Annotated in this window: 24 protein-coding genes; 9 read left to right on the forward strand and 15 right to left on the reverse strand. The window is 71.5% G+C overall.

From position 1 onward, the window contains the following. Positions 1-2: 2 nt before the first annotated feature. Positions 3-689, reverse strand: a complete 687-nt coding sequence (locus ACFVX6_RS14255) for a hemolysin III family protein (RefSeq protein WP_389691188.1) — start codon at positions 687-689, stop codon at positions 3-5. A 220-nt stretch (positions 690-909) separates the two neighbouring features. Here ACFVX6_RS14255 and ACFVX6_RS14260 point away from each other — a divergent pair, with 220 nt between their 5' ends. After that, positions 910-2,751: a phosphoenolpyruvate carboxykinase (GTP) gene (locus ACFVX6_RS14260; protein WP_389691190.1), complete on the forward strand. Its 1,842-nt coding sequence runs from the start codon at positions 910-912 to the stop codon at positions 2,749-2,751. 66 nt (positions 2,752-2,817) lie between these two features. Here ACFVX6_RS14260 and ACFVX6_RS14265 read toward each other — a convergent pair whose 3' ends face one another. The 4 genes from ACFVX6_RS14265 to ACFVX6_RS14280 are packed head-to-tail and all read right to left on the reverse strand — an operon-like array spanning position 2,818 to position 7,336. Further along, positions 2,818-3,438, reverse strand: a complete 621-nt coding sequence (locus ACFVX6_RS14265; RefSeq protein WP_389691192.1) for a hypothetical protein — start codon at positions 3,436-3,438, stop codon at positions 2,818-2,820. After that, positions 3,425-5,050: a substrate-binding domain-containing protein gene (locus ACFVX6_RS14270; RefSeq protein WP_389691342.1), complete on the reverse strand. Its 1,626-nt coding sequence runs from the start codon at positions 5,048-5,050 to the stop codon at positions 3,425-3,427. The genes ACFVX6_RS14265 and ACFVX6_RS14270 overlap by 14 nt, the downstream gene beginning before the upstream one ends. 5 nt (positions 5,051-5,055) lie before the next feature. Beyond that, the gene (locus ACFVX6_RS14275) at positions 5,056-6,240 is read right to left on the reverse strand and encodes a toxic anion resistance protein (protein ID WP_389691194.1); all 1,185 of its coding nucleotides are present in this window, start codon (positions 6,238-6,240) and stop codon (positions 5,056-5,058) included. Between the two features lie 16 nt (positions 6,241-6,256). Continuing rightward, on the reverse strand, positions 6,257-7,336 hold the full coding sequence (locus tag ACFVX6_RS14280) for a hypothetical protein (RefSeq protein ID WP_389691196.1): 1,080 nt from the start codon (positions 7,334-7,336) through the stop codon (positions 6,257-6,259). Between the two features lie 143 nt (positions 7,337-7,479). Here ACFVX6_RS14280 and ACFVX6_RS14285 point away from each other — a divergent pair, with 143 nt between their 5' ends. Then, on the forward strand, positions 7,480-7,968 hold the full coding sequence (locus ACFVX6_RS14285; protein WP_389691198.1) for a hypothetical protein: 489 nt from the start codon (positions 7,480-7,482) through the stop codon (positions 7,966-7,968). Between the two features lie 241 nt (positions 7,969-8,209). Here ACFVX6_RS14285 and ACFVX6_RS14290 read toward each other — a convergent pair whose 3' ends face one another. Further along, positions 8,210-8,608, reverse strand: a complete 399-nt coding sequence (locus ACFVX6_RS14290) for a hypothetical protein (RefSeq protein WP_389691200.1) — start codon at positions 8,606-8,608, stop codon at positions 8,210-8,212. Positions 8,609-8,797: 189 nt separating this feature from the next. Here ACFVX6_RS14290 and ACFVX6_RS14295 point away from each other — a divergent pair, with 189 nt between their 5' ends. Then, complete coding sequence (locus ACFVX6_RS14295) at positions 8,798-9,955, forward strand: polyprenyl synthetase family protein (protein ID WP_389691201.1); 1,158 nt, start codon at positions 8,798-8,800, stop codon at positions 9,953-9,955. Next, positions 9,952-10,596: a biliverdin-producing heme oxygenase gene (locus ACFVX6_RS14300; RefSeq protein ID WP_389691203.1), complete on the forward strand. Its 645-nt coding sequence runs from the start codon at positions 9,952-9,954 to the stop codon at positions 10,594-10,596. Before ACFVX6_RS14295 ends, ACFVX6_RS14300 begins: the two co-directional genes overlap by 4 nt. A 79-nt stretch (positions 10,597-10,675) precedes the next feature. On the opposite strand, the gene ACFVX6_RS14305 is transcribed toward ACFVX6_RS14300, so the two are convergent. The 3 genes from ACFVX6_RS14305 to ACFVX6_RS14315 all read right to left on the reverse strand — a co-directional run bounded on the left by ACFVX6_RS14305 (position 10,676) and on the right by ACFVX6_RS14315 (position 13,635). Further along, on the reverse strand, positions 10,676-11,887 hold the full coding sequence (locus ACFVX6_RS14305) for a pyridoxal phosphate-dependent aminotransferase (protein ID WP_351376878.1): 1,212 nt from the start codon (positions 11,885-11,887) through the stop codon (positions 10,676-10,678). Positions 11,888-12,175: 288 nt separating this feature from the next. Beyond that, on the reverse strand, positions 12,176-12,421 hold the full coding sequence (locus ACFVX6_RS14310; protein WP_389691205.1) for a DeoR family transcriptional regulator: 246 nt from the start codon (positions 12,419-12,421) through the stop codon (positions 12,176-12,178). Positions 12,422-12,423: 2 nt separating this feature from the next. Next, complete coding sequence (locus tag ACFVX6_RS14315; RefSeq protein ID WP_389691344.1) at positions 12,424-13,635, reverse strand: PTS transporter subunit EIIC; 1,212 nt, start codon at positions 13,633-13,635, stop codon at positions 12,424-12,426. 312 nt (positions 13,636-13,947) lie between these two features. Here ACFVX6_RS14315 and ACFVX6_RS14320 point away from each other — a divergent pair, with 312 nt between their 5' ends. Next, positions 13,948-14,424: a macro domain-containing protein gene (locus ACFVX6_RS14320; RefSeq protein ID WP_389691207.1), complete on the forward strand. Its 477-nt coding sequence runs from the start codon at positions 13,948-13,950 to the stop codon at positions 14,422-14,424. Here ACFVX6_RS14320 and ACFVX6_RS14325 read toward each other — a convergent pair. After that, positions 14,421-15,122, reverse strand: coding sequence for a DUF4386 domain-containing protein (locus tag ACFVX6_RS14325; protein WP_389691209.1), 702 nt, complete (start codon positions 15,120-15,122; stop codon positions 14,421-14,423). The genes ACFVX6_RS14320 and ACFVX6_RS14325 overlap by 4 nt on opposite strands. A gap of 81 nt (positions 15,123-15,203) precedes the next feature. Here ACFVX6_RS14325 and ACFVX6_RS14330 point away from each other — a divergent pair, with 81 nt between their 5' ends. Beyond that, on the forward strand, positions 15,204-15,917 hold the full coding sequence (locus ACFVX6_RS14330; RefSeq protein WP_389691211.1) for a TetR/AcrR family transcriptional regulator C-terminal domain-containing protein: 714 nt from the start codon (positions 15,204-15,206) through the stop codon (positions 15,915-15,917). 80 nt (positions 15,918-15,997) lie between these two features. Here the strand turns inward: ACFVX6_RS14330 and ACFVX6_RS14335 are convergent, their stop codons facing one another. The 5 genes from ACFVX6_RS14335 to ACFVX6_RS14355 all read right to left on the reverse strand — a co-directional run bounded on the left by ACFVX6_RS14335 (position 15,998) and on the right by ACFVX6_RS14355 (position 20,754). Next, positions 15,998-16,456 (reverse strand): nitroreductase/quinone reductase family protein, encoded by a 459-nt coding sequence (locus tag ACFVX6_RS14335; protein ID WP_389691212.1) that lies wholly within the window; start codon positions 16,454-16,456, stop codon positions 15,998-16,000. A gap of 126 nt (positions 16,457-16,582) precedes the next feature. Next, positions 16,583-16,768 (reverse strand): hypothetical protein, encoded by a 186-nt coding sequence (locus tag ACFVX6_RS14340; protein WP_243340661.1) that lies wholly within the window; start codon positions 16,766-16,768, stop codon positions 16,583-16,585. A gap of 69 nt (positions 16,769-16,837) precedes the next feature. Beyond that, a complete protein-coding gene (locus tag ACFVX6_RS14345) occupies positions 16,838-17,845 on the reverse strand; it encodes a YdcF family protein (protein ID WP_389691214.1) in 1,008 nt (335 codons plus the stop codon). A gap of 31 nt (positions 17,846-17,876) precedes the next feature. Beyond that, the gene (locus ACFVX6_RS14350; RefSeq protein ID WP_389691216.1) at positions 17,877-19,451 is read right to left on the reverse strand and encodes an amidohydrolase family protein; all 1,575 of its coding nucleotides are present in this window, start codon (positions 19,449-19,451) and stop codon (positions 17,877-17,879) included. Between the two features lie 25 nt (positions 19,452-19,476). Continuing rightward, positions 19,477-20,754 carry an amino acid deaminase gene (locus ACFVX6_RS14355; RefSeq protein WP_389691218.1) on the reverse strand — a complete coding sequence of 426 codons (1,278 nt, stop codon included), beginning with the start codon at positions 20,752-20,754 and terminating at the stop codon, positions 19,477-19,479. A gap of 144 nt (positions 20,755-20,898) precedes the next feature. Here ACFVX6_RS14355 and ACFVX6_RS14360 point away from each other — a divergent pair, with 144 nt between their 5' ends. The 3 genes from ACFVX6_RS14360 to ACFVX6_RS14370 all read left to right on the forward strand — a co-directional run bounded on the left by ACFVX6_RS14360 (position 20,899) and on the right by ACFVX6_RS14370 (position 24,146). After that, entirely contained in the window at positions 20,899-21,672 is a 774-nt protein-coding gene (locus tag ACFVX6_RS14360; RefSeq protein ID WP_389691220.1) for an IclR family transcriptional regulator, read from the forward strand. Next, positions 21,669-22,082 (forward strand): RidA family protein, encoded by a 414-nt coding sequence (locus ACFVX6_RS14365; protein WP_389691222.1) that lies wholly within the window; start codon positions 21,669-21,671, stop codon positions 22,080-22,082. Before ACFVX6_RS14360 ends, ACFVX6_RS14365 begins: the two co-directional genes overlap by 4 nt. 162 nt (positions 22,083-22,244) lie before the next feature. Continuing rightward, positions 22,245-24,146: a protein kinase gene (locus ACFVX6_RS14370; RefSeq protein ID WP_389691224.1), complete on the forward strand. Its 1,902-nt coding sequence runs from the start codon at positions 22,245-22,247 to the stop codon at positions 24,144-24,146. Positions 24,147-24,180: the final 34 nt, after the last annotated feature.

Here is a 24,180-nt window from a genome sequence, read left to right on the forward strand (position 1 = left end):
GGTCAGTGGGTGTACGCGGCGATCGAGATGCCCACGTAGTGGGCGACGAAGGCGGCCAGGGTCAGGGAGTGGAAGACCTCGTGGAAGCCGAAGAAGCGGGGGGAGGGGTTCGGGCGCTTCATGCCGTAGATGACGCCGCCGACGCTGTAGAGCAGGCCGCCGACGATCACCAGCACCAGGACGGTGATGCCGCCGGTGCGCATGAAGTCGGGGAGGAAGAAGACCGCCGCCCAGCCCATGGCGATGTAGCAGGGCGTGTAGAGCCAGCGCGGGGCGCCGACCCAGAAGACGCGGAAGGCGATGCCGGCCGCGGCCGCGATCCAGACCGCCCACAGCAGGGTCCGCCCGCTGGAGTCGGGGAGCAGCAGCACGGTCAGCGGGGTGTACGTGCCCGCGATGATCAGGAAGATGTTGGCGTGGTCGAGCCGCCGCAGGATCGCCTCGCCGCGCGGGCCCCACGTACCGCGGTGGTACACGGCGCTGACTCCGAAGAGCAGGCTTGCGGTGAGGATGTACACGCCGCACGCGACCCGGGCCCGGGTCGAGTCGGTGAAGGCCATCAGGGCGAGGCCGGCGATCACCACGGCGGGGAACATGCCGGTGTGGAGCCAGCCGCGCATGAGCGGCTTGGTCTCCTGATCGGCGGTTTCGACCATCGGAGCGGCCACGGCAGCGGCGTCGGAAGTCATGCCGGCCATGCTACCTACGGTTGCGTAGGTTTCCGTTAGTGCGCTTTACGGAAGATTGACCGGAGTGGCGATGCTCACGTGAGAGGCCCCCTGGACATATGCGCACACGCACCGGATGATCAGATGAGTGCGGTCGACACCGGATGAGCGGAGCGCGAAGCGTCCGGGTCGCGGCCCCCACGGGGCAATCACAAATCAAACCCCTCAACAAGGAGCGATCGTGGCGCGCGACATCGCGGCTGGCACCACTTCCGACGTCCCCACCAAGCACCAGGAGCTCATTTCCTGGGTCGGTGACATCGCAGCCCTCACCCAGCCTGACCGCATCGTCTGGTGTGACGGTTCGGAGGCCGAGTACGAGGCCCTCTGCGAGGAGCTCGTCTCCAAGGGCACCTTCAAGAAGCTGGACCCGGCCAAGCGCCCGAACTCGTACTACGCGGCCTCCGACCCCTCCGACGTCGCGCGCGTCGAGGACCGTACCTTCATCTGCTCCGAGAAGGAGGAGGACGCGGGCCCGACCAACCACTGGAAGGCCCCTTCCGAGATGAAGGAGCTCTTCGCCGGCAAGGGCGAGGAGGGTGGCATCTTCCGCGGCTCCATGAAGGGCCGCACGATGTACGTCGTCCCCTTCTGCATGGGCCCCCTCGGCTCGGAGCTCTCCGCGATCGGCGTCGAGATCACCGACTCCGCCTACGTCGCGGTCGCCATGCGCACCATGACCCGCATGGGACAGGCCGTCCTCGACGAGCTCGGCACCGACGGGTTCTTCGTCAAGGCCGTCCACACCCTCGGCGCTCCGCTCGCCGAGGGCCAGGACGACGTGCCGTGGCCGTGCAACACCACCAAGTACATCTCGCACTTCCCCGAGACCCGCGAGATCTGGTCCTACGGATCGGGCTACGGCGGCAACGCCCTGCTCGGCAAGAAGTGCTACGCCCTGCGCATCGCGTCCGTCATGGCCCGCGACGAGGGCTGGCTCGCCGAGCACATGCTGATCCTCAAGCTCACCCCGCCGCAGGGCGAGTCGAAGTACATCGCCGCGGCCTTCCCGAGCGCCTGCGGCAAGACGAACCTCGCCATGCTGGAGCCCACGATCCCCGGCTGGACCGTGGAGACCGTCGGTGACGACATCGCCTGGATGCGCTTCGGCGAGGACGGTCGCCTCTACGCGATCAACCCCGAGGCCGGCTTCTTCGGCGTCGCCCCCGGCACCGGCGAGCACACCAACGCCAACGCCATGAAGACCATGTACGCGAACACCGTCTTCACCAACGTCGCGCTCACCCCGGACGGCTCCGACGTCTGGTGGGAGGGCATGACCGAGGAAGCCCCCGCCCAGCTGATCGACTGGAAGGGCAACGCCTGGACCCCCGAGTCCGACACCCCGGCGGCCCACCCGAACGCCCGCTTCGCCGTCCCGGCCTCGCAGTGCCCGACGATCGCCGCCGAGTGGGAGGACCCCAAGGGCGTCCCGATCTCCGCGATCCTCTTCGGCGGCCGCCGCGCCTCCGCAGTGCCGCTGGTCACCGAGTCCTTCGACTGGAACCACGGCGTCTTCATCGGCTCGAACATCGCCTCCGAGAAGACCGCCGCCGCCGAGGGCAAGGTCGGCGAGCTGCGCCGCGACCCCTTCGCCATGCTGCCGTTCTGCGGCTACAACATGGGCGACTACATGGGTCACTGGGTCGACGTGGCCAAGGACAAGGACCAGTCCAAGCTCCCGAAGATCTACTACGTGAACTGGTTCCGCAAGAACGATGCGGGCAAGTTCGTGTGGCCCGGCTTCGGCGAGAACAGCCGCGTCCTGAAGTGGATCGTCGAGCGCCTCGACGGTACCGCCGAGGGTGTGGAGACCCCGATCGGCATCCTGCCGACCGTCGCCTCCCTGGACACCGACGGCCTGGACCTGCCCGCCGCCGACCTGGAGTTCCTGCTCACGGTCGACAAGGAGGTCTGGCGCGACGAGGCCTCGCTGGTCCCCGCGCACCTGAACACCTACGGCGACCACACGCCGAAGGAGCTGTGGGACCAGTACGAAGCGCTCGTCGAGCGCCTGGGCTGATCCTGCCCCCACCGAACTCCTGCGGCCGGCTGTCCCCGGCCACGGGTTGACGCGGGATTCCCCGATCTAGGTTTCCCTGCGACCTTCCAAATAGGTCGTGTGCGTCTGCTGACGGCGGGCCTCCGTTTCACGGAGGTCCGCCGTCATGCGTTCCGCCTCCTCGCGCAGCAGCGTCAGCTGCCGCTCCAGGTGGCGCTCGGGCGATTCGCCGCCCGCCGTGAGCCGGGTCCACCAGCGGGTCCGGTTGTAGGTGTCCACGCACTCCGGCACGTCCGTGCGGATGGCCCGGGTCAGCGCGTGAACCGCCTCGGGGTCGGCGGCCAGCACGCCCGCCACCCAGCCCGGCTCCAGCATCGCCGCGTACAGCTCCAGCAGCCCGGTCAGCACCTCGGCGGGCTCCGCCGGCAGGTCCACGTCGCCGACGTACTCCTGGAGCCGCGCGAAGTCCTCCCGTACGAAGCCCAGGTGCTCGGCGGGCTCCGGCGGGACCGGCGGCGCCGGCAGGTCCGGCGGGGCGACGAGCGCGCCCGCCCCGTACAGCCCGGCGACCACCACCGGCCAGTACGTGCCGGCCACCCCGGTGAGGGTCAGGCCCACCCCGACCACCCCGCAGGCGCTGCCGGCCAGGTTCTTCTTGGACTCCAGGAAGCCGAGGAGCCGTGCGCCGAGCGGCCTACTGGTAGCCACGGATCTCCTCGAAGGCTCCGTCCAGCGAACCGTTCCCGTCGGTGGCGTCGAAGAGCCGCCCGCCGGTCAGTTCGGTGATGTGGGCGAGTTCCTTGCGGTCCGAGTCGCCGAACAGCACCGCGAAGACCGGGGTGTGCTTCTGCGCCTCGGGCAGCCCCGCGTAGAAGGCGTCGAACTGCTTGGCCCCGGCGCCCGCGGTGTTCTCGCCGTCCGTCATCAGCACGATCGAGGTGAAGGCGTCCGCATTGCCCTTGCCGAGCTGCTGGTACGCCGCCTGCAGACTGCTGTAGATGGCCGTGCCCCCGTCCGGCTGCAGCGACTTCACGTCCCCCCGGATCGCGTCCAGGGCGGGGCCGGGATTGCCGGGCTCGACGGCGTGCGTCAGGACCTTCTTCACCTTGTCGCCGAAGGGCAGCAGCGTGACCTCCTCGCGGTCCCGGAACCGTTCACCGGTTCCCGAACTCCCCGTCCCCGTCAGGTCGGTGAGCGCCGCCTTCAGCCGGCCGATCCGGTCCTCCTCGGCCATCGACCCCGAGGTGTCCAGCACGTACACCGTGCGCGAGGGCCGGCGCAGTTCGTTCTCGTAGCTGGCCAGCAGCCCGTCCGCCACCGACCGGGTGCCGGGGAAGGGGAGCTCGCGCCGCTTGTCCGGGTTCAGCCCGGCCGCCGGGGTCACCCCGGCCGCGACGGGCCGCCGGAAGGTCTTCTCGGTGATCGCCTTCTGCGCATCGGTGCCGCGCAGGTACTCGGTCAGCACGCGCCCCGACTCGCGGGCCCCGGCCGGGGCCGAGGTCAGCAGGGTCAGCGGGTAGTGGGCCGTGACCACGCCGTCGAGCGGCCGGATCACCGTCAGGTTCGTCTTCGTGTCCCGGTTCATGGACAGCAGCACCGACTCGTAGTTCACCAGCGCGTCCACGTCCCCGCGCTGGGTGTACGCGCCGGCCAGCCAGCCCGAGGAACCCGAGGTCAGCTTCTGCCCGGTGAAGAACCCCTTCAGCATCGGCTGCGCCTTCGCCACGTCCGCGTCGGTCAGCGCCGCCTGGGCGCCGGAGAGCCCGGAGGCCACCGAAATCAGTGCGGAGAAGCCGGAGTTGGAGCGCACCGGGTCGGTCATCCCGTACGTCAGCTTCCCGCCGGCCACGGCCTCGTGGACCGCCGACCAGGTCACCGACTCGGGCTTCCAGCCGAGCCGGGCCAGTGCCTCGGGCTTCACGCCGAGGGCGACGGGCGAGGACATCACCGGGGTCTCGCTCGACAGCTTGCCCGCGGCCTCGGGCCGCAGCCTCAGGTAGTCGTTGGAGGAGAGCCAGACGGCGTCGTACGTGCCGTCCGCCTTGCCGGAGGCGATCTGCTCGACCGCATCGAGGGTGCCCGACATGGTCAGCTCCACGCCGACCCCGGTGGCGGCCTTCGCCGCCTTCAGCACCTCGTCCATGTCGGACAGCTCGCTGGAGGCCAGGACGCGCAGCTTGCCCTCCTGGTACTCGGTCTGCTTCGGCTTCGGGTGGTCGGAGTTCTCCGAGCACGCGCTCGCACCGAGCAGGGTGGCGGCGAGCGCCACCGCCGCGGCGAGCCGTCTGCGCATCACAGCGCCGCGCATGCTCATGCTCATGCCGTTCATCGGGCTTCGCCGCCTTCCAGGGCGCTCGCGGTGCGGGTGCGCGCCAGGTACGCGGAGGCGTGTCGGAGTTCGCCGGTCAGGGACTCCACGGTGGCGGCCATGTTCTCGGTGGCCTGCGCCTTGAAGGTGTCGATGGTGTCGAGCGTCTCGTAGATCTGGGCGAAGGCCGTCCGCAGCGTCTCCGCACCGACGGCCGGGTCGGCGGCGATCCGCTGGATCTCCCCGCTCTGCGTGGCCAGCATCTCCGCGTTGCCGAGGATCAGGCCTTCCGTGGTGTTGCGCAGGGTGTCGATCTGCTTGGTCACCTCGTCCTGGGTGCGCAGCGCCTGCGCCAGCATCACGGCGATCCGCAGCGCGGACACCGTGGTGGTCGCGGCCCGGTCGACGCCCTTGATCAGCTCTTCGTTGTTGCGCCGGACCACGTCCATCGCCAGGTAGCCCTGCGCGCAGACGGCCAGCTGGGTCAGCAGGTCCTGGTGCTTCTGCCGTACGGGGAACAGCACGTCCACGCGCAGCGAGTCGGCCTGCTGCGGGTCGATCTGGTCGGCGATCCGCTGTTCGACGGCCGCGTCCAGGGCCTCGGTGAGCACCGCGTACTCCTGGAGCTTGCCCATGGTCTCCCACAGGCGGGCGCGCTCGGTGTGCAGGGCGGCGTTGTCGCGCCGCAGCTCGTCCTGGCCTCCGCGCAGCGCGCCGACGATCCGGTTGAGGGTGGCCTGCGAGGAGGCGTACTTGGCCACGTGGTCGCGGAACTTGTTGCCGCCGGGCAGCTTGGAGAGGAGCTTGCGCACGCCCTTGGCTGCGCTGTCGCTCGGGTCCAGGTCCTCGACGGTGCGGCGCAGTTCGACCAGCGAGCCCGCGACGCGGCCCTGGGCGTCGCCGCCGCCGTCCGTGCCGAGGGAGCGTACGGCCCGCTCCAGCATGCGGTTGGACTGCTGGGCGGCGCCGCGGATGTCGGCGGAGCCGAGGCCGGCGATCTCCCCGATGCGGTTCGCGAACTCGGGGGAGCGGCTGTCGATCCCGGCCAGCGAGCCGACGTACTCCCCGGCCCGGCGGGCCATCTCCTCGCGCACCCCGTCCTGGAGCGGTACCAGGCCGGAGGCCTGCTCCCGCCGGACGGGGGCCACGGGCTCGGGAGCGGTCAGGACGAGCGGGCTGTTCTCGGGCGGTGTCAGTGTCATGGTGGTGTGGTCCCCCCTATCCCTTGGCCCGCGCGGCCAGCGCCATCAGGACCTTGACGGTCGGTGCGCCGACCTGGCGGATGCCGGTCAGCCCCGAGTTGAGGTACGCGGCGTGCGGCGCGGTGGCCGTGGTGAACTCGGCCACCCCCTCCGTCGGCCGGAACCCGTGGCGGACCACGAGCGAGCGCAGCTTCGGGTCGGTGGCCAGCAGGGAGCCGAGCTCCTTGGCCTTCTCGCTGATCGGCACGAAGGTGTGCGGGGAGTTGACGGTGGTGTCGGGATACAGGACCACCATGTCGCCCGGATCCTGCTTCTGCTGGAGCAGGCTGGCCACCTGGGACTCGTAGGCGAGGATGAGCGGTTCGCCGCTGCCACTGATGAAGGCGCGGAAGGGGCCGTCCGTGCTCTGCTCCAGGGCGCCCTGTACGGAGATCAGCTTCTTCATCAGGGGCGCGGTCCGGTCGATGCCGGCGTCGTCGGAGACGACGGTCGAGCTGTTGGCGACGTTCGAGGCGGTGGCGAGGAAGAGCGCGCCCGAGTTGGAGGTGGTGGGGTCGGTGGTCTTCACGAACACCGTGCCGGACAGCTCGGGGTAGGCGCTGGTCCCGCCCTGGAGCTCCTGCCACTTCTTGTCCTCGGCGGCGGCCTTCAGGAAGGGGCCGAGGAGGAGGGTGCCGGAGTTCTTGCCGGTCATCTTCGCGAGGCCGTGCTCGCTGAGCACCTTGGCCGCGTTGGAGCGCGCGATGACGACGAGCGGGGAGAAGAAGGGCTTGGTGTTCTGTGCGCCCTTCACTCCGGCCGCCGCCTCGATCTCCGTGGCCGGTTCGCTGCTGCTGGGGAAGGCGAAGTCGAATTCCTTCAGGGCGAGTTGGTCCATCGCCCAGGAGCCCGAGGTTTCGGTCTTCACGGTGTAGCCCTTGTCTGCAAGGGCCTTGACGACGTCGGGGTCGCGGAAGAACTCGGACTTCTCCGAACCGATGACGCCACGCACGGTCTTCGTTGCCGTGCCCTCCGGCTTCTTTCCTCCGATGGCGATGACGGCTATCACGCCGCCGACCAGGAGGACCGCCAGGGCGATTCCTAGGATGCGTCTCACGGGTGCAGAGTGCTCGCGGAAACCCACATTCCGCGTGGAGTTGAGTGAACGAGAGGTGACGAGGCGGTCCCACTTCGAAATGCTGTGTGGGCCCGTGGGTGCTGGTGACCGGGGCGGGTGGCCGGGAGGATCGTGCCATGGGCGTGAGCGCGTTGAAGTGGCAGGGCTGGTTGGTCGCCCTGGTGTTCGTGGCGGGACTGCTGGTCTTCGCCCCGCTGGGACTGTACGTGTGGGCGGGCGGGCGGCCGGCGGTCCGGCCGGCGGGGGCCGCGCCGGACGACGTACGGATCACCGGCTGCCGGATCGACCCGACGAGCCGACGCGTGGTGGCCTCCGTCGAGGCGGTCAACGGCTTCCCGGAGCAAGGGGCTTACGTGGTCACGGTGGAGTTCCGCGAACAGGCGCCGCCGGTGCCGGATCTGGGGGCCCGGGGCCCCCAGGTGCTGGTGAAGATCCCGGGTGTCGGCCCGGCCGCGACAGAGCGAGCCGATGCGGTCGGCCCGGTCTGGCCCACGGGCGCGACCCCCTGGTGCGGCATCGCCGCTGCCGACTATGCCCCGGACCCACCCTTCGCCCGTTCCCTGGGGCTCGGCCCCAGACCCCACGCCTCAAACGCCGGCGAGGCTGGATGATGCCGCGCAGCGGCATTCTCAGCCCGTCCGGCGTTCGAGGCGCGGGTCCGGGCGGAGCCCGGGGAACGGTGGAAGGGCGGGTAGGGGACTTCGCCCCGCAGGGCCGGTCCCGCTGCGCAGGGCGGCTGACGCGGCCCGCAGGGCGGGGCATCAGCCGGGCAGGGGCGAGGCGGGTTGCACGTTCAAGCCCCGCAGGGCATGGCACCCGGTCCGGAGCCTCCGCGGCCCCGGACCGGGGCCGTCAGTGGGCGCCGACGAGGTCGAGCGCGGCGGCGTGCGCGTCCATGCGCTCGGCGGCGAGGATCGCGACCGTGGTGTCGGCGCGGGACGCGGCGACGAGCAGGGCGCGGGCGGCGAGGTCGTGGGCACGCTGGTGCAGCGCGGCGGCGGCCTCGGCGTCGGGCTCCCGGCCGGGGCGCTGGGGTGCGCGGGCGGGCTGGGCCCCGCGCAGGCGGGTCACCTGGGCGGCGACGACGGCGGCGGCCTCGTCGAGGCCGAGCTCGTCGGTCACGGTGAGCAGCGCGGCGAGATGCCCGGCGAGCTGGATGTCCAGGGCTTCGGCGCGGCTGCTGCGGGGGTAGTCGCTGCGGTGGGCGCCTATGCGGGGGTCGACCGCCTTGGTGCGAATCGGCTCGTACATGGAGGCCTCCTGCGTGGTCAGGGGACCATCCTACATTGGATCCGTTCTAAAGTTGAGCTGAATCTTGGTCCTGTGTGTCGGCTTGAATCTGTCTTGTGGTGGCTGGGCGGCAACGTTCACCCTTCTCCTTTCGGTGCACGTGTGTACGGAGACGTGCGGGCCGACTGGCGTGATGCTCGGGGGACGGAAATGGCTGGGTCCGGAGACGTGTCGGATATATCGGGCGTAGAGGCAGTGGTGCGGAGCGATGCGGCGCTCCTGGAAGACGACCTGGCCGCCTTCTCGGCCTCCCTGACCACCGCGGGCCCTTCCGCTCCGGAATCGGTGTACGAGGCGGTGCTGGCGCGCTCCCTCTACGCGCCGGTCGCCGACGCCGTCGGCTCGAAGGTGGGCCAGCAGGCCCTGGCGCCCACCGCGGGAGCTCCCGCGGGCCGGGCCCCGCTGCGGCCCTCGATGGTGTTCTGGGCCTACCGCAACTACCGGGGCTTCCCCGGCCGGGCCGGCGAGGAGGCCTCCGCGGCGGACCTGGCCGCGGTCCGCCGCGCGGCCGTGGCGGTGCGCGTCCTCCTGAAGGCCGCGGTCGCCCTCGACGACATCCAGGACGGCAGCGGCATCCGCTACGGCGAGCCCGCCCTCCACGTCACCCACGGCATCCCGCTCGCCCTCAACACGGGCTCCCTGCTGATCACCGCGGCGCTGGAGCACGCGGCCGACCCGGCCGTCGTACGGAGCCTCCTGCAGTCGATCGGCCGGGGCCTCACCGGCCAGGCCGTCGACGTCTCCACGCGCACCGCGCTCACCCGCGCCGAACTGGTGGCCGCGCCCCGCGGCGAGCGGGTCGCCTTCTGGGAGTCGATGGCCGCGCTCAAGACGGGCACGCTGTTCTGGATGCCGCTGGACGCGGCGGTGGCGGCCCTGGGCGTAGTGGAGGACGAGCGGCGGGTCCTGGACGAGGCCATGCGCAACCTCGGACTGGCCAGCCAGCTCTTCAACGATCTGACCGACTTCGTGCCCGAGTTCGGCGGCCGCGCCACCCACGAGGACTTCGGCCAGCTGAGCAACCGGGTCTTCCTCGAACTGCTCGACTCCGCGCCCGCCGGCCTGCCTGCGTCGGGCGAGCTCGTGGGGGCGCGGCTGAAGGAGTTCGTGCTCGGTCATCCGGAGCTGCGCCGGACGCTCCTCCTGCTCGCGGCGGAGGCGGTGGAGCTCAAGCGCTCGGCGATGGAGACGGTGCGCGGAGTGTGCCGTTCCGAGCAGAGCGCCCGCTACTTCGACGTGACGATCGAACGCAAGGGCCACCTCATCGACCGCCTGCACGCGACGCTCCTGAAGGGGGAGGGTGCATGAGCCCCACGGACTGCCACACGGTCGTCGAGCGCATCCGGGCGAGCACCCGCGGGCGGCACCAGGACCTGGAGGGCACGCCCTTCTCCCGTGCGATGCTCGCGGGGACGCTTCCGCTCGACCGGTACGTCGACCAGCTCGCCGCCTACCGCCGGGTCCTGGCGGTGCTGGAGGCCGAGCTCGCCCGTGCCACGGACCCGTGCGTCACCTCGGTGTGGTCGGCGGACCTGGTCAAACTCCCCTGCATAGACCGCGACCTCATGTACTTCGCCGAGGACGGCGTGTTCCCGGCGTCCACCGCGGCCGCACCGGCGGACGCCCTCGCGCGGGAGATCCGCGCCGCCGCGGTCTCGGACCCCCCGGCCCTGCTCGGGTTCCTCTACGTACTGGAGGGCTCCACGCTCGGCGGCATGATCCTGCGCCGGTACGTCGCCGAGGCCTACGGGCTGCGCGACACGGACGGCGTGGCCTACTACGCCAGCGGTGACCGCGAGCGCTGGGCGCGCTTCACGGCGCGCCTGAACGGGGCGCTCCCCGGGCCGGGCGGCCAGGACCCGGTGCTCGCCGCCGTCGGGCGGGCCTACCACCACGTCGCCGCGATCACCGTGGCCCTGTCCACCGGACTCGTCGCCGCCGACGCGTAGAACGACGCGGCCCCCGCGCGCGGCCCGTACCTACGAGGCTGCGCGCGGGGGCCGCCCACCGGTACCGGGGACCCGGGGCCTACGGCTGGCTGTACCCGTCGAGGAAGTTCCCGATCCGGGTGACCGCGTCGGCGAGGTCCTTCGCGTTGGGCAGGGTCACGATCCGGAAGTGGTCGGGCTCGGGCCAGTTGAAGCCCGTACCGTGCACGACCATGATCTTCTCCTCGCGGAGCAGGTCGAGGACCATCTGCCGGTCGTCCTTGATCTTGTAGACGGACGGGTCCAGCTTCGGGAACAGGTACAGCGCGCCCTTGGGCTTCACGCAGGTGATGCCGGGGATCTGCGTCAGCAGGTCGTACGCCGTGTCGCGCTGCTCCAGGATCCGCCCGCCGGGCAGCACCAGGTCGTTGATCGACTGCCGCCCGCCGAGGGCGGTGGCGATGGCGTGCTGGGAGGGCATGTTGGCGCAGAGCCGCATGTTCGCCAGGATCGTCAGGCCCTCGATGTACGACGAGGCGTGCTTCTTGGGCCCGCACACCGCCATCCACCCGGAGCGGTAGCCGGCGACGCGGTAGTTCTTGGAGAGCCCGTTGAAGGTGAGCGTCAGCAGGTCCGGCGCGATGGCGGCGGTGTTCGTGTGCGTGGCGCCGTCGTAGAGGATCCGGTCGTAGATCTCGTCGGAGCAGACGATCAGGTTGTGGCGCCGGGCGATGTCCGTCAGCCCGCGCAGCATCTCGTCGTCGTAGACGGCGCCGGTCGGGTTGTTCGGGTTGATGATCACGATCGCGCGGGTCCGGTCGGTGACCTTGCGCTCGATGTCGGCGAGGTCCGGCATCCAGTCGGACTGCTCGTCGCAGCGGTAGTGCACGGCGGTGCCGCCGGCCAGGCTGACGGAGGCGGTCCACAGCGGGTAGTCCGGCGCCGGGACGAGCACCTCGTCGCCGTCGTCGAGCAGCGCCTGCATCGACATCTGGATCAGCTCGGAGACCCCGTTGCCGATGTAGATGTCCTCGACGTCCAGGTCGATGCCCTTGGTCTGGTAGTGCTGCATGACCGCACGGCGCGCCGAGAGCAGGCCCTTCGCGTCCCCGTAGCCGTGGGCGTTGCCCAGGTTGCGGAGCATGTCCTCAAGGATCTCCGGCGGGCACTCGAAGCCGAAGGCCGCGGGGTTGCCGGTGTTGAGCTTGAGGATGCGATGACCTGCTGCTTCGAGCCGCATCGCCTCTTCGAGGACGGGGCCGCGGATCTCGTAGCAGACATTGGCGAGTTTCGTTGACTGGATCACCTGCATGACGGGAGCTTACGGGTCCCGATGCGGGCGCGCTCCGCTATTTGACCCGGAGCGGAGGGGCGGGCGGTGGACCGATATGTCCCCTTTCGTGCAAAGCTTGGGTACGGGCGCCACGAGCCCTTGGAAACCGGGGCCGCCGCCCCGCTCCGGCCTGCGGAATGGGTGGGTCCGACGGAGGGGGCCGGACCGGTGTTGCGCTCGTCACCTTGCCGGGCCTGAGGAACGCGAAAAGGGGCGGGGCACCACCGGTCGGTCGGTGGTGCCCCGCCCCCGCTTTCGGGGTGACGCTCAGGCCGTGGCGGCCGTCGTGGCCGTGGCCGTGGTCGTCGAGGTCGCTCCGGACCGGATCCGTCGTACCCGGCCCTGGGCGTCCAGGTGCTGGAGGTCCCGGTGGATGGTCATCCGGCTGACGCCCAGTTCCCGTACGAGATCGGCCACCCGTACGCGGCCCTTGGCCCGTACCGCTCCGGCGATCAGCTCGCGCCGCTCCTCGCAAGGCATTCCCCGTCCGGGGGTGCGCTGCGTCGCGGGCACGGCTACTTCGCCTCGGCCTTGAGGATCTCGGCGAGCTCCTCGTCGGACTCGCGGCCCGGGGTCGGCAGGTTCCACTTGGTGATCGCGAAGCGGAAGATGAAGTAGTACAGCGCCGCGAAGCAGAGCCCGATGCCGGCCAGACCCCACGGGTTGGACGCGATGCCGAGGTTGAGGACGAAGTCGATCGCGCCGGCCGAGAAGCCGAAGCCGTCCTTCATTCCGAGCGACCAGGTCAGCGCCATGGACACACCGGTCAGCACCGCGTGGATCGCGTACAGCACCGGGGCGATGAACATGAAGGTGAACTCGATCGGCTCGGTGATGCCCGTGACGAAGGCGGTGAGCGCGAGGGAGAACATCATGCCGCCGACGACCTTGCGGCGCTCGGGGCGGGCGCAGTGGGTGATGGCGAGGCAGGCCGCCGGGAGGGCGAACATCATGATCGGGAAGAAGCCGGTCATGAACTGTCCGGCGCTCGGGTCGCCGGCGAGGAAGCGGGCGATGTCGCCGTGCTTGCCGTCGAACTCACCGGCCTGGTACCAGGGGAAGGAGTTCAGCAGGTGGTGCATGCCGACGGGGATCAGCGCACGGTTGGCGACACCGAAGATGCCCGCGCCGACGGCGCCGGAGTTCACCAGCCACTCGCCGAAGCCGTGGATGCCCTTGCCGAGGACCGGCCAGATCAGGCCCATCACGATGCCGATGACCAGGCCGGAGAAGGAGGACAGGATCGGGACGAGTCGGCGGCCGCCGAAGAAGCCCGCCCAGTCGGGGAGCTTGGTCCGGTAGAACTTCTGGTACAGCAGGGCGGTCACGATGCCCATCACGACGCCGCCGAGGACGCCCGCGTTGACGGGTGCGTTGACCAGGGCGACCTGGTGGTCGACGACCTTCTCGACCTGCGGGACGTTGCCGTCGGTGAAGGTGCCGAGCACGTTCGAGAAGACGAGGTAACCCGCGACGGCCGCGAGGCCGGTGGAACCGTCGGCCTTCTTCGCGAAGCCGACCGCGATGCCCACGGCGAAGAGCAGCGCCAGGTTGTTGAAGATGGCGTTGCCGCCGGCGGCCATGTACGTGGCGATCTCGTTGCACCAGCCCGGCAGGGACGCGCTGCCCAGCATGTCCTCCTGGCCGAAGCGCATCAGTAGCGCGGCGGCCGGCAGCACGGCGATCGGCAGCATCAGGCTGCGGCCGAGGCGCTGCATGACCGCCATGGCGGCGGAGTTCTTCTTGGCAGACGTGGCCGTCTGCTCGGCTGTACTCACGGTTGCTTCCTCCAGAGGAAACGGGGTGTGTTGCCAAGGCGGGCAGCGCTTGTGTGGGCTGGGCAACAGCGAAGGAAAATGCGCCATTTGCAGCGCGATGTTCCAGTTGTAACACGGTTAAAACCACATAAACCCATGGTCGGAAAGACTGCGGACCTACGACCCGAAGGCTGAGGCCCCAAGCCCCCCGAGCCGCATGCCTTCCGGCGCTGTCAGAGGGTCCGGGTACCTTCCGGGCAGGGGAGGAAAGGGGGGATCCGCATGCAGCAGCCGACCGTCATCCGCGGGGACGCGAGCAGTCCGCAGGTCCGGGGGCCGAAGGTCATCGCGCACGTCTGCAACGACCTCGGAGGCTGGGGGAAGGGCTTCGTCCTCGCGCTCTCGAAGCGCTGGAGCGAGCCGGAGGCCGCGTACCGCGCCTGGCACAGGGGCCGCAGCGGGAACGACTTCGCGCTCGGCGCGGTACAGCTCGTCCAGGTCCGTCCGGACACCTGGGTCGCGAACATGGTCGGCCAACACGGCATGCGCACAGGCAGCGGAGGCCCGCCCGTCCGCTACGAGGCGATCGAGCTCTGCCTCGCACGTCTGGCGGCCCACGCCGCGGAACTGGGGGCCTCCGTCCACATGCCCCGCATCGGCTGCGGACTCGCGGGCGGCAAGTGGTCCCGCATCGAGCCGCTGATCCGTGACGGGCTGTGCGCGAAGGGGATACCCGTCACGGTGTACGACTTCGGCTAGGCAGTCGGGGTGGTCGCTTCTTCGATCGTCCGGGGTGTGGTGGCTGCGTCGGGTCCGGGGGTGAAGCCCTTGGTGATCAGCCATCCGGCCAGTGCCAGCTCCCAGGCGAAGACCGGGAGGGCGGCGGCTGCGCCTGCCGGGGAGAGTTGGTCGTAGGCGCCGAACATGACGGCTGCGGCCGAGGCGCAGATCAGGGGGCCGCCGATCAGGCCGAGTACGGCGATGGGGCGCGGGACGAGCCGTGCGCGATAGGTCAGGTATGCGAGCAGGACGGTGTTCAGGCCGAGGGCGATGTTGGGGCCGAGCAGGAACGTCCAGTCGTGTGCGGCCACCAGCGCGGCGTCGGCGCCGTCCGGCGCGCCCGTGTCCCGCCGCAGGGTGACGAGCGCCAGGACGGCGACGATCCCGACGGCGATGACGGCCGCCTCCAGCAGTCGCCCGAAGGCGTACCCGAGCGCGAGCCCCTCGCCGTGGCGCCGCAGGACGGGGAACAGGGCCGCCCCGGTGCCGGCCACCGCCACCACCAGCACCACTTCGCAGAGCGCCCCGAGCAGGGCCTGCGTGTCGGCGCCCGGTGCGAGCCGGCCGTCCGCCGCTCCCAGCAGGGGGCTGTAGAGCACCGCCCCGGCTATCGCCGAGACCTCGGTCAGCAGGAACAGCAGCCCGGCGGCCACCGCGGTTCTCCGGTCCGGACTCATCTTCTCGGTACCCCTCGCTCGATGGAGGTGTACGCCGTACACCTTGCAGCGACCATAGGTGTACGGCGTACACTCGTCAAGGTGAGGACGAACCGGCAGGAAGCCACGAGCACGCAGCGGATCCCCCTGAACAGGGACCGTGTCCTGCGCGCCGCCGTCGCGCTCGCCGACGCCACCGGCATCGACGCGCTCAGCATGCGCAGGCTCGCGCAGGAGCTGGACGTCGTACCGATGGCCCTCTACAAGCACGTGGCCAACAAGGAGGAGCTGCTCGACGGCATGACCGACGCCGTCGTCGGCGAGATCGACCCGCCGGCCGCGGGCCCCGACTGGCAGCGGGTGGTCCGCGGGCGGATCCTCTCGGCCCGCCGGGTCCTGCTGCGCCACCCCTGGGCGGCCCGGGTCATCGAATCGCGGACCGGCCCCACCCCGGCCGTGCTGGCGTACCTGGACTCGATGGCCGGGATCTTCCGTGAGGGCGGCCTCTCCGCCGACCTCACGCACCACGTCATGCACGCGATGGGCAGCCGCCTGCTCGGCTTCAGCCAGGAACTGTTCGACACCTCGGGCCCCTCGGGCCCCTCGGGCCCCTCGGGCCCCTCCGGCCCGCCGGACCCGGCACTGGCGGCGCACTACCCGCACATCGCGGAACTGGCCGCGACCGCCGCGCACGACGACGGCTCCACGGTCGGCGGCAGCGGCTGCGACGACCAGTTCGAGTTCGAATTCGCCCTGGACCTCCTCCTGGACGGCTTCGAAGCCCTCCGCCGCCGGGGCTGGACCTCCGCGCGGTAGGGCAGGCGTCAGGCGGCCGTGGCCGGCAGGACGGTGCAGGGCCGCATCGCAGTCACCGGCTGAGGCCTCTGCGGCCGCGGTCAGCGCTCGATGATGACCAGGGGGATCTCGCGGGGTGCGGCCGCCGCCTGGTGGTCCTCGTAGGCGGGCCACAGGGCGGTCACGGCCTCCCAGTACGTTTCACGCTCCGCCGGGGTCGCCGTGCGCGCGCGGGCCTGCGCGGTCAGGGCGCCGACCTGGAGGCGGACCTCCGGGTGGGCGGCGAGGTTGCGGTACCAGGAGGGGACCCCGGGCGTGCCGTCGGCCGCGGTGGCCAGGACGATGTGGCGGCCGTCGTCCTTCGCGTAGATCAGCGGAGTGCGGACGGGCCGGCCGGAGAACCGGTCGAGGGTGGTCAGGAGCAACGTCGGAACCCCGTGCCACAGATGCCCGTCAGCCCCGGAGCTGGCCACGTAGGCGTGCACGTGCGTGGAGAGCTGCCCCGCCGGCGGGTCGGCCGGGTGGTCCCAGTCGACGGTCGTGGGGGAGTCGATCGCCATCGTTGTCGTCCCTTCGGAATCGCCCCCCGCGCGGGCTAACGAGCATCCATCGATTCTGGATGCGCACCGGCCCGCCCGCAGCTCGGGGCGGACCGGGGAGCCCGGTCCGCCCCGCTCCGGGCCCACCTACGGGAGGTAGCGTTCGAGCGCCCTCGCGCCCTCCTTCTCGATCAGCTTGCGCGCCTTCTCGACCCGCTCGGGAGTCACGTCCTGGCCGCGCGCCATCACGAGGTCCTCGGGGTCGAACGGGTGCTCCGACCCGGTGTAGAGGTGGGCGGGGCGCTGGGGCTGCTGGTCCGATTCACTGTCCATCGCTACCTCCTGCTGTGTCCCCCTGGCCCCCATCCTCCGGCCGCGCCCCCATGAACGCACCTCGGCGCCTCAGGCGCTGTTGATCGCCAGCACCGCCGTCAGTGCGACGACCGCCCCGCAGATGCCGAGGTTTACGATCCTGTGCTCCCAGAACACCGCCACGAACTCCCGGATCGTCGCGCTCGGCCAGAAGTACTTCGCCGTCGGCGAGCCCAGCACCTGGCCGTTCACCCCGGCCTTGCGGGCCATCATCGCGGCGCGGAAGGCATGGAAGTTGTTGGTGACCACCACGCAGCGGTAGGCGGGGTCGGCCGCCTCCATGACCGTCCGGCTGAACAGGAGGTTCTCCTCCGTCGTGCGGGAGCGGTCCTCCAGCCGCACGTGCTCCTGCGGCACGCCCTCGGCGATCAGCCAATCGGCCATCGCCCGCGCCTCCGCGAGCTTCTCGTCGCTCCCCTTGCCGCCCGAGGTCAGCAGCAGCGGCACCCGCCCGCCCCGGGCGATCTGCGCGTCGTGGATCTCCCGGCCCTTGCGCAGCCGCGAGGCCAGCAGCGGCGGGACCCGGTCGCCGCCGATGAGGCCGGAGCCGAGCATCACCACGTAGTCGACGTCCCCGTGCACCGTGATCCGGCCGTAGAGGAAGGCGTAGGCGAGGAAGCAGAGGAAGAGGAAGGAGACGTACCCGGCGAGGAAGACCACGCCCACCACCACCGCGTCCCAGGTCTGGGAGCCCCGGTTGCCCATGGTCAGGACGAACGCGATCAGGGCGAAGATCCCCACCCCGGCCGCGAAGGAGAGCAGGGCCGGGCGGCGGCCCTCCTTGCGGTTCACCGTTACGGCGTTGCCGATCAGGAAGAAGCCGAGCGCGATCGTACCGAGCGCCGGGACCAGGAAGACCAGCGCGACGACGGCCGTGGCGAGACCGTGGGGCAGGTCCGGGACCAGGGTGAGCAGGCCGAGCGAGGTGAATATGAAGGTGAGGCCCAGGTAGACCGCGTTGCGGAAGCGCCGGCGGTCCTCCCGGACGCTCACGCCGAAGAGGGTGAGGAAGAGGGCGGCAGGTACAAAGGCGTACATGCCGCTCATCGTAAGTGTGAAATGCGGCCTGCTAGCGGCCGCCGTGCGGGGTCCGGCGGACGGACCGCCCGGCCAGGACGTCCGTCCTGCGCCCGTCCCGTACGACGAAACGCCCGTCGATCAGGACGTACGGGATCCCGGTCGGCAGCGCCCGCGGCCGCTCGTACGTCGATCCGGCCGCGACCGTCAGCGGATCGAAGAGGACGAGGTCCGCCCGGTGCCCGACGCGCACCAGCCCCCGGTCCGGCAGCCGCAGCCGCGCGGCGGGACGGCCGGAGAGGTGGGCGACGCACTCTTCCAGGGACAGGACGCCCAGCTCGCGCACGTAGTGCCCGAGGTAGTGCGGGAAGGTGCCGTAGGCCCGCGGATGCGGTTTCGCACCCTGGAGGATGCCGTCCGAGCCGCCCGTGTGGACCGGGTGGCGCATGATCGCCCGTACGTTCTCCTCGTGCCCGACGTGCTGGAGGATGCTCGGGCCGAGCCGGTCGCCCAGCAGTAGCGCCCTGGCCGTGTCCCAGTCGGGGACGCGCGTGCCGACGTACGCCCCGTAGGCCGGATCCGTGGTCCCGGCGATCTCGATCGTCGACCAGTCGACGGGGACCCCGTGGCAGCCGTCGGCGCCCTCCACCTCCAGCGCGTACCGGATCCGCTCGGCTTCGGCGTCGTCGCGCAGTCGGGCGAGGACCGCCTCGGGTCCGCCCTCGTTCGCCCAACCGGGCAGCAGGGCGACCAGGGTGGTGCAGCCGGGGGTGTACGGGTAGCTGTCGAGGGTGATGTCGGCGCCGTCGGCCAGTGCTCCGTCGAGCAGGGCGAGCAGCTCGCCCGCCCGGCCCTGGTTCTCCCCGAAGTTCATCGTGGCGTGCGCCAGGTGCAGGGCGCAGCCGGCCTCGCGGGTCAGCTCGACCATCTCGGCGTAGGCGGCCAGGGCGCCGCGGCCGTACGAGCGGTGGTGCGGGCAGTAGTAGCCGCCGTACTGCGCCACCACCCGGCACAGCTCGCTCAGCTCGGCACCGGACGCGTACATGCCCGGGGTGTAGGTGAGCCCGGAGGACATGCCGACGGCGCCCTGCGCGAGCCCCTCCGCGACCAGGTTCCGCATCCGGTCGAGCTCGGCCGGGGTGGCGGGGCGGTCGCCCCAGCCGACGACGTGCGCGCGGACGGTGCCCTGGGGGACCAGGTAGGCGGCGTTGACGGCGATGCCCTGGGCGTCCAGCCGGTCCAGGTACCCGCCGACCGTGCGCCAGTCGAAGTCGATGTCCTCGCCCGTGCCGTTCCAGCCGGCGATGGCGGCCCGCACCTCGGCCAGCGTGCGGTCGTCGACGGGGGCGTACGACAGGCCGTCCTGGCCGAGGACTTCGAGGGTGACGCCCTGGGCGGCCTTCGCGCCGTGGTCCGGATCGCGCAGCAGGGCCAGGTCGCTGTGGGCGTGCATGTCGATGAACCCGGGGGCCAGGGCGAGGCCGCGGGCGTCGAGCGCGTGCCGCCCACCGCCCGCGATCCGGCTGCCCACTTCGGCGATGCGGCCCTCGCGGATGCCGACGTCGGCGGTGTAGGAGGGCCCGCCCGTGCCGTCGACGACGCGGGCCCCGCGGATGACCAGGTCCATGGTGGTGGGAAGGCTCCTCTGGAGCTTAGAAGAACGTTCGGACGTACTCGGCGACCGTGCCGTCGGCCTCCACCACCGGGATCAGCGGCCACTTCTCGAAGATCGTGCACGGGTGGGACATGCCCAGCGCCACCCAGTCGCCGACCTGCACGTCCTCGGCGGAGTCCGTTTCCAGCCAGGCGTGCTGGTCGGAGAGCTTGAGGACGCGGACGCCCGTCGCCGGGCGCTCGGCGCCGGTCAGGGGATCGCGGACCAGCTCCGCCTCGGGCAGCCCGAGGTCGTAGGCGATGTCCCGCTTGCCGGCGTTGACGAACGCCTGGGTGGGGGAGGGGCGGGAGACCACCTGCGCCCAGAGCCGGAAGGCGGGGCGCAGGCCGCCCTCCTCGGGGACCCGGTTGAAGGGGGTGAGGCGGGTGTACCAGCCGTGGTCGTGGGAGACGTACGCACCCGAGCGCAGCAGCTTCAGGACCGGCCGCGAGAGCTCCGGCAGCTCGGCGAACACATCGGCGACGGCGTCGAACCAGGCGGAACCGCCCGCGCTGACGACGATCTCCCCGGTCCCCTCGAACCGTCCCGCCTTGTCGAACTCGACCGCCAGAGCGGTGAGCCGGCGCAGGTAGGCGTGCACCGAGTCCGGGTCGGCGCCGGGCACCTCCGCCTCGTACCCGGCGATGCCGACCAGGCGCAGGGTGTCCGTACCCGCCACCGCGTCGGCGACGGCCCGGCAGTCCTCGTCGGTACGGGCCCCCGTGCGGGCGCCCTCCCCGGCGCCGAGCTCGACGACCACGTCGACCCGCTGGGGCTGCCCCTGGAGGGCCCGGTCCATGAGCCGGACCCCGCGCACGGAGTCCACGTAGCAGACGAACCGGAAATCGGGGTCCGCGGCGAGCTCGGCGGCCACCCAGCGCAGGGCGGCGGCGTCGACGAGCTCGTTGGCGAGGAAGATCCGCTGGATGCCGAACGCCCGGTAGACGCGCGCCTGGTGGGGGACGGCGGCGGTGATGCCCCAGGCCCCGTGCTCGAGCTGACGCCGGAACAGCTGCGGGGCCATGCAGGTCTTGCCGTGCGGGGCGAAGGCCAGGCCGTGGCGCTCGGCGTAGGTGCCGAGGGCGGCGAGATTGTGGCTCAGCGCCTCCGCGTCGAGGGTGAGCACGGGCGTCGTGAACCCGCCGGTGTAGAGGCTCCGCCGCTGGGCGGTCAGCTCTCCCACGGTGAGGCCCGCCTGTCCGGCGTCCGGGGGGAGGCCCTTGAAGCGGTGGTCCACCGGCTCCTGGGCGAGGGCCTGGACGGGGTCGCTGGGCATGGTCGTGTGCCTCCCGGGGTATTGCGGTTGTTGCGTACAGTGCAACAGTCGTTGCGTGCACTGCTGCATGCTGTCTAACATCCCGGGTGACGACGGGTCAACGGGTCCGGGTCCCGGTCCCGGTTCCGTACGGAGGTACACGGCGTGAGCCAGTCGGTGGAGCGGGCGCTCCGGATCCTGCCTGCCCTGGCCAAGGGCCCCGCCGGGCTCGGCGAGGTCGCCGAGGTGCTCGACGTGCACAAGAGCACGGCCCTGCGCCTGCTGCGGACCCTCCAGGAACACGGCTTCGTCTACCGGCAGGGCGACGGGCGCTACCGGCTCGGGGCCTCCCTCTTCGCGCTGGCCGCCGAGTCCATCGAGAACCTCGACGTGCGCGACATCGCGCACCCGCACCTGCTGGAACTGAACCGGATCACCGGACACACCGTGCACCTCGCCCTCCACCAGGACGACGAGGTCGTCTACGTGGACAAGGTCGACAGCCGCTACGCGGTCCGGATGTACTCGCGCATCGGCCGGCCCGTCCCCCTCACCGTCGCCGCCGTGGCCAAGCTGCTCATCGCCGACCTGCCGGAGGCCGAGCGCCGGGCCCTGGCCGCGCGCATCGAGTACCCGGCCTACACCTCCCGCTCCACCCCCGACGCCGCCGCGTACCTGCGCGAGCTGGACCTCGTACGCGCCCAGGGGTGGGCCACGGACATCGGCGGCCACGAGGAGTCCCTGAACTGCCTGGCCGCCCCCGTCCGCGGACCCGACGGCCGCGTGGTCGCCGCGATGTCCGTCTCCGCCCCCGGCGTGGTCCTCTCCGTCGTGGGGCTGCTCGAACTCCTCCCGCTCGTACGGCAGACCGCCGACGCCATCGGCCGCGAGTACTCAGGCTCGGGCCCCGTACAGGAACAGGAAGAAGACAGGCCATGACCGACAAGACCGCGATCACCCCCGCCACCCACACCGACCCGCCCGCGAAGTTCTCGCACGGCGTCCGCAAGGGCAACATCCTCCAGGTCGCCGGCCAGGTCGGCTTCCTCCCGCACGTGGACGGGCAGGAGCCCACGCCGGCCGGCCCCACCCTGCGCGAGCAGACCCTCCAGACGCTGGAGAACGTCCGCTCCGTGCTGGAGGCGGGCGGCGCGACCTGGGACGACGTGATGATGCTGCGCGTCTACCTCACCGACACCACGCACTTCGAAGAGATGAACGAGATCTACAACGCCTACTTCGAGCAGCAGAACCTGAAGGAGGCCCCCTCCGCCCGCACCACGGTCTACGTGGGCCTCCCGGGTGACCTGCTGATCGAGATCGACGCCCTCGCGGTGCTCGACGCCTGAGTCTGAGCCGTGGGTTCCACGGGAGTTGGCGGCAGGGGCTGCCAACTCCCGCCGCCGGGAGTGCGGTCCGAGTCGGGGTGCCGACCGCCCATTGGGTACCCTCACGGATGACTTCGGGGCGCCGGCGGGGGCCGGAACGCCGCTAGCAGGGATGGGTCCTCAATGAGCAGCGCACCTTCGGCAGGCATCTTCCAACCGCTCAAGGCGGACGACCCGGAGGTCGTGGGCGGCTATCGGCTCGCAGCGGTGCTCGGCGCGGGCGGCATGGGCAAGGTGTACCTCTCGTACACGCCGGGCGGCCGGCCCATCGCCATCAAGGTGATCCGGTCCGAGTTCGGCGAGGACCCCGAGTTCCGGCGGCGCTTCCAGCAGGAGGTGCGGTCCGCGGAGCGGGTCCAGGGGCTCTACACCGCCCCGGTCATCGACTCGGACACCGAGGGCGCCCAGCCCTGGCTGGCCACGGCCTACGTGCCCGGCCCCTCCCTCGCGCACGCCGTGGCCCACCACGGCGCACTGCCGCCGCGCAGCGTGCTGCTGCTGGCCGTCGGGGTCGCCGAGGCCCTGACCGTCATCCACGGCGCGGGCATCGTCCACCGAGACCTGAAGCCCGCCAACGTCCTCCTCGCCTCCGACGGCCCGCGCGTCATCGACTTCGGCATCGCCCGCGCGGCCGACACCACCGCCCTGACCAGCACGGGCGTCAGCATCGGCACCCCGGCGTTCATGGCGCCAGAGCAGGCCTCGGCCGGCACGATCACCCCGGCCACCGACGTCTTCGCCCTCGGCCAGATCGCCGCCTTCGCGGCCATCGGGTCCTCCGTCTACGGCGACGGGCCCTCGCACGCCGTGCTCTACCGGATCGTGCACGAGGACCCCGAACTCGGCGGGCTGCCCGAGGTGCTGCGGCCCCTGGTGACCCGTTGCCTCAGCCGCGACCCCGCCGACCGCCCGGCCCTGACCGAGGTCATCGCCCTGTGCAACGAAGCCGCGGGCAGCGAGCCGCTGCGCCAGGGGGAGGACTGGCTGCCGCGCGCGGTGGCCGGTTCCATCACCGAGCGGGTGCAGCTGCTGCCCGCCCCGGCGCCCACCCCGCCGCCCGTGCCCGCCTCCGCCCCGCAGCCGCCCACGGCGGGTCCCGGTCAGGACCGGGCCCAGGCGCCGACTCCGACGGAGTTCTCCCCGCAGACTCCCGCGCCCGGCGCCGCGTCCCCGTACGGCCCGGCCGGCGTGGCCGCCGCGCCGACGCAAGCCGCTCCGGCACCGGCCGCTCCGGCGCAGCCCGGACCGCCGACGGCGCCGACCGGCTACGGGACACCGCCTCCGTACGCGCAGCCTTCGTACGCGCAGCCTCCGCGCCCGCAGCCTTCGTACGCGCAGCCCGCGTACACCCAGCCCCAGCCCGCCTACGCCCAGCCCACGTACGCGCAGCCCGGCTGGGGGCAGCCCACGTACCCGCCCGCCCCGACCCGCCCCAAGCGGACCGGGCTGATCGTCACCCTGTCCGTCGTGGGCGCGGTCATCGGGCTCGCCGTCATCGGGTCCCTGCTGCCGGACGACTCCAAGAAGAACGGTGCGGCCGGGTCACCCGGCAGCGGGTCGAGCGCGAGCGCCTCCCCGGGCGGGACCGGGAAGCGCGCCGACCCGCAGCCGGTCTCGTACCAGCGCATCGAGATGCCCGAGAACCACCAGGTGCTGTTCGCCGACAATCCGCCGCGCCCCGCCGAGACCAAGAGCGGCGTCCTCTACGGGAAGGGTGACCTCTTCTACTACCGGGACACCCTGTTCGGGGACGAGAAGTTCGGCACCGACAACGGCAAGCTCGTCCTGCTGAACAACTCCGAGAAGGGCTCCCTGGAGACCTGCCGCACGGTCACGCGCTTCACCGAGAAGATCGGCCTCGACGAGCTCACGGACGGCTCGCAGGTCTGCGTGCTGAGCAAGGCCGGGCACATCGCCGTGGCGACCTTCCGCGGCAGGAAGGGCGACGGCAACAAGGAGTCGACCCGCTACGTCACCGTCGACCTCACGATCTGGCGCAACGCCCAGGACGCGGCGAAGGACTAGCTTGGCCCGTGCGAAGGGGCGCCCCCCTGGCGGT

This window comes from Streptomyces sp. NPDC058289 (assembly GCF_042880975.1).
GTDB lineage: Bacteria > Actinomycetota > Actinomycetes > Streptomycetales > Streptomycetaceae > Streptomyces > Streptomyces stoeckheimensis.

What these genes read in the sequence shown, in the direction of transcription:
- ACFVX6_RS14355 (WP_389691218.1), bottom strand. Translation starts at nt 20,754, where the DNA reads ATGCCCAGCGACCCCGTCCAGGCCCTCGCCCAGGAGCCGGTGGACCAC.
- ACFVX6_RS14345 (WP_389691214.1), bottom strand. Translation starts at nt 17,845, where the DNA reads ATGTACGCCTTTGTACCTGCCGCCCTCTTCCTCACCCTCTTCGGCGTG.
- ACFVX6_RS14295 (WP_389691201.1), top strand. Translation starts at nt 8,798, where the DNA reads ATGGCTGGGTCCGGAGACGTGTCGGATATATCGGGCGTAGAGGCAGTG.
- ACFVX6_RS14300 (WP_389691203.1), top strand. Translation starts at nt 9,952, where the DNA reads ATGAGCCCCACGGACTGCCACACGGTCGTCGAGCGCATCCGGGCGAGC.
- ACFVX6_RS14255 (WP_389691188.1), bottom strand. Translation starts at nt 689, where the DNA reads ATGACTTCCGACGCCGCTGCCGTGGCCGCTCCGATGGTCGAAACCGCC.
- ACFVX6_RS14340 (WP_243340661.1), bottom strand. Translation starts at nt 16,768, where the DNA reads ATGGACAGTGAATCGGACCAGCAGCCCCAGCGCCCCGCCCACCTCTAC.
- ACFVX6_RS14270 (WP_389691342.1), bottom strand. Translation starts at nt 5,050, where the DNA reads ATGAGCATGAGCATGCGCGGCGCTGTGATGCGCAGACGGCTCGCCGCG.
- ACFVX6_RS14335 (WP_389691212.1), bottom strand. Translation starts at nt 16,456, where the DNA reads ATGGCGATCGACTCCCCCACGACCGTCGACTGGGACCACCCGGCCGAC.
- ACFVX6_RS14290 (WP_389691200.1), bottom strand. Translation starts at nt 8,608, where the DNA reads ATGTACGAGCCGATTCGCACCAAGGCGGTCGACCCCCGCATAGGCGCC.
- ACFVX6_RS14315 (WP_389691344.1), bottom strand. Translation starts at nt 13,635, where the DNA reads ATGGCGGTCATGCAGCGCCTCGGCCGCAGCCTGATGCTGCCGATCGCC.
- ACFVX6_RS14275 (WP_389691194.1), bottom strand. Translation starts at nt 6,240, where the DNA reads ATGACACTGACACCGCCCGAGAACAGCCCGCTCGTCCTGACCGCTCCC.
- ACFVX6_RS14365 (WP_389691222.1), top strand. Translation starts at nt 21,669, where the DNA reads ATGACCGACAAGACCGCGATCACCCCCGCCACCCACACCGACCCGCCC.
- ACFVX6_RS14350 (WP_389691216.1), bottom strand. Translation starts at nt 19,451, where the DNA reads ATGGACCTGGTCATCCGCGGGGCCCGCGTCGTCGACGGCACGGGCGGG.
- ACFVX6_RS14305 (WP_351376878.1), bottom strand. Translation starts at nt 11,887, where the DNA reads ATGCAGGTGATCCAGTCAACGAAACTCGCCAATGTCTGCTACGAGATC.
- ACFVX6_RS14320 (WP_389691207.1), top strand. Translation starts at nt 13,948, where the DNA reads ATGCAGCAGCCGACCGTCATCCGCGGGGACGCGAGCAGTCCGCAGGTC.
- ACFVX6_RS14325 (WP_389691209.1), bottom strand. Translation starts at nt 15,122, where the DNA reads ATGAGTCCGGACCGGAGAACCGCGGTGGCCGCCGGGCTGCTGTTCCTG.
- ACFVX6_RS14370 (WP_389691224.1), top strand. Translation starts at nt 22,245, where the DNA reads ATGAGCAGCGCACCTTCGGCAGGCATCTTCCAACCGCTCAAGGCGGAC.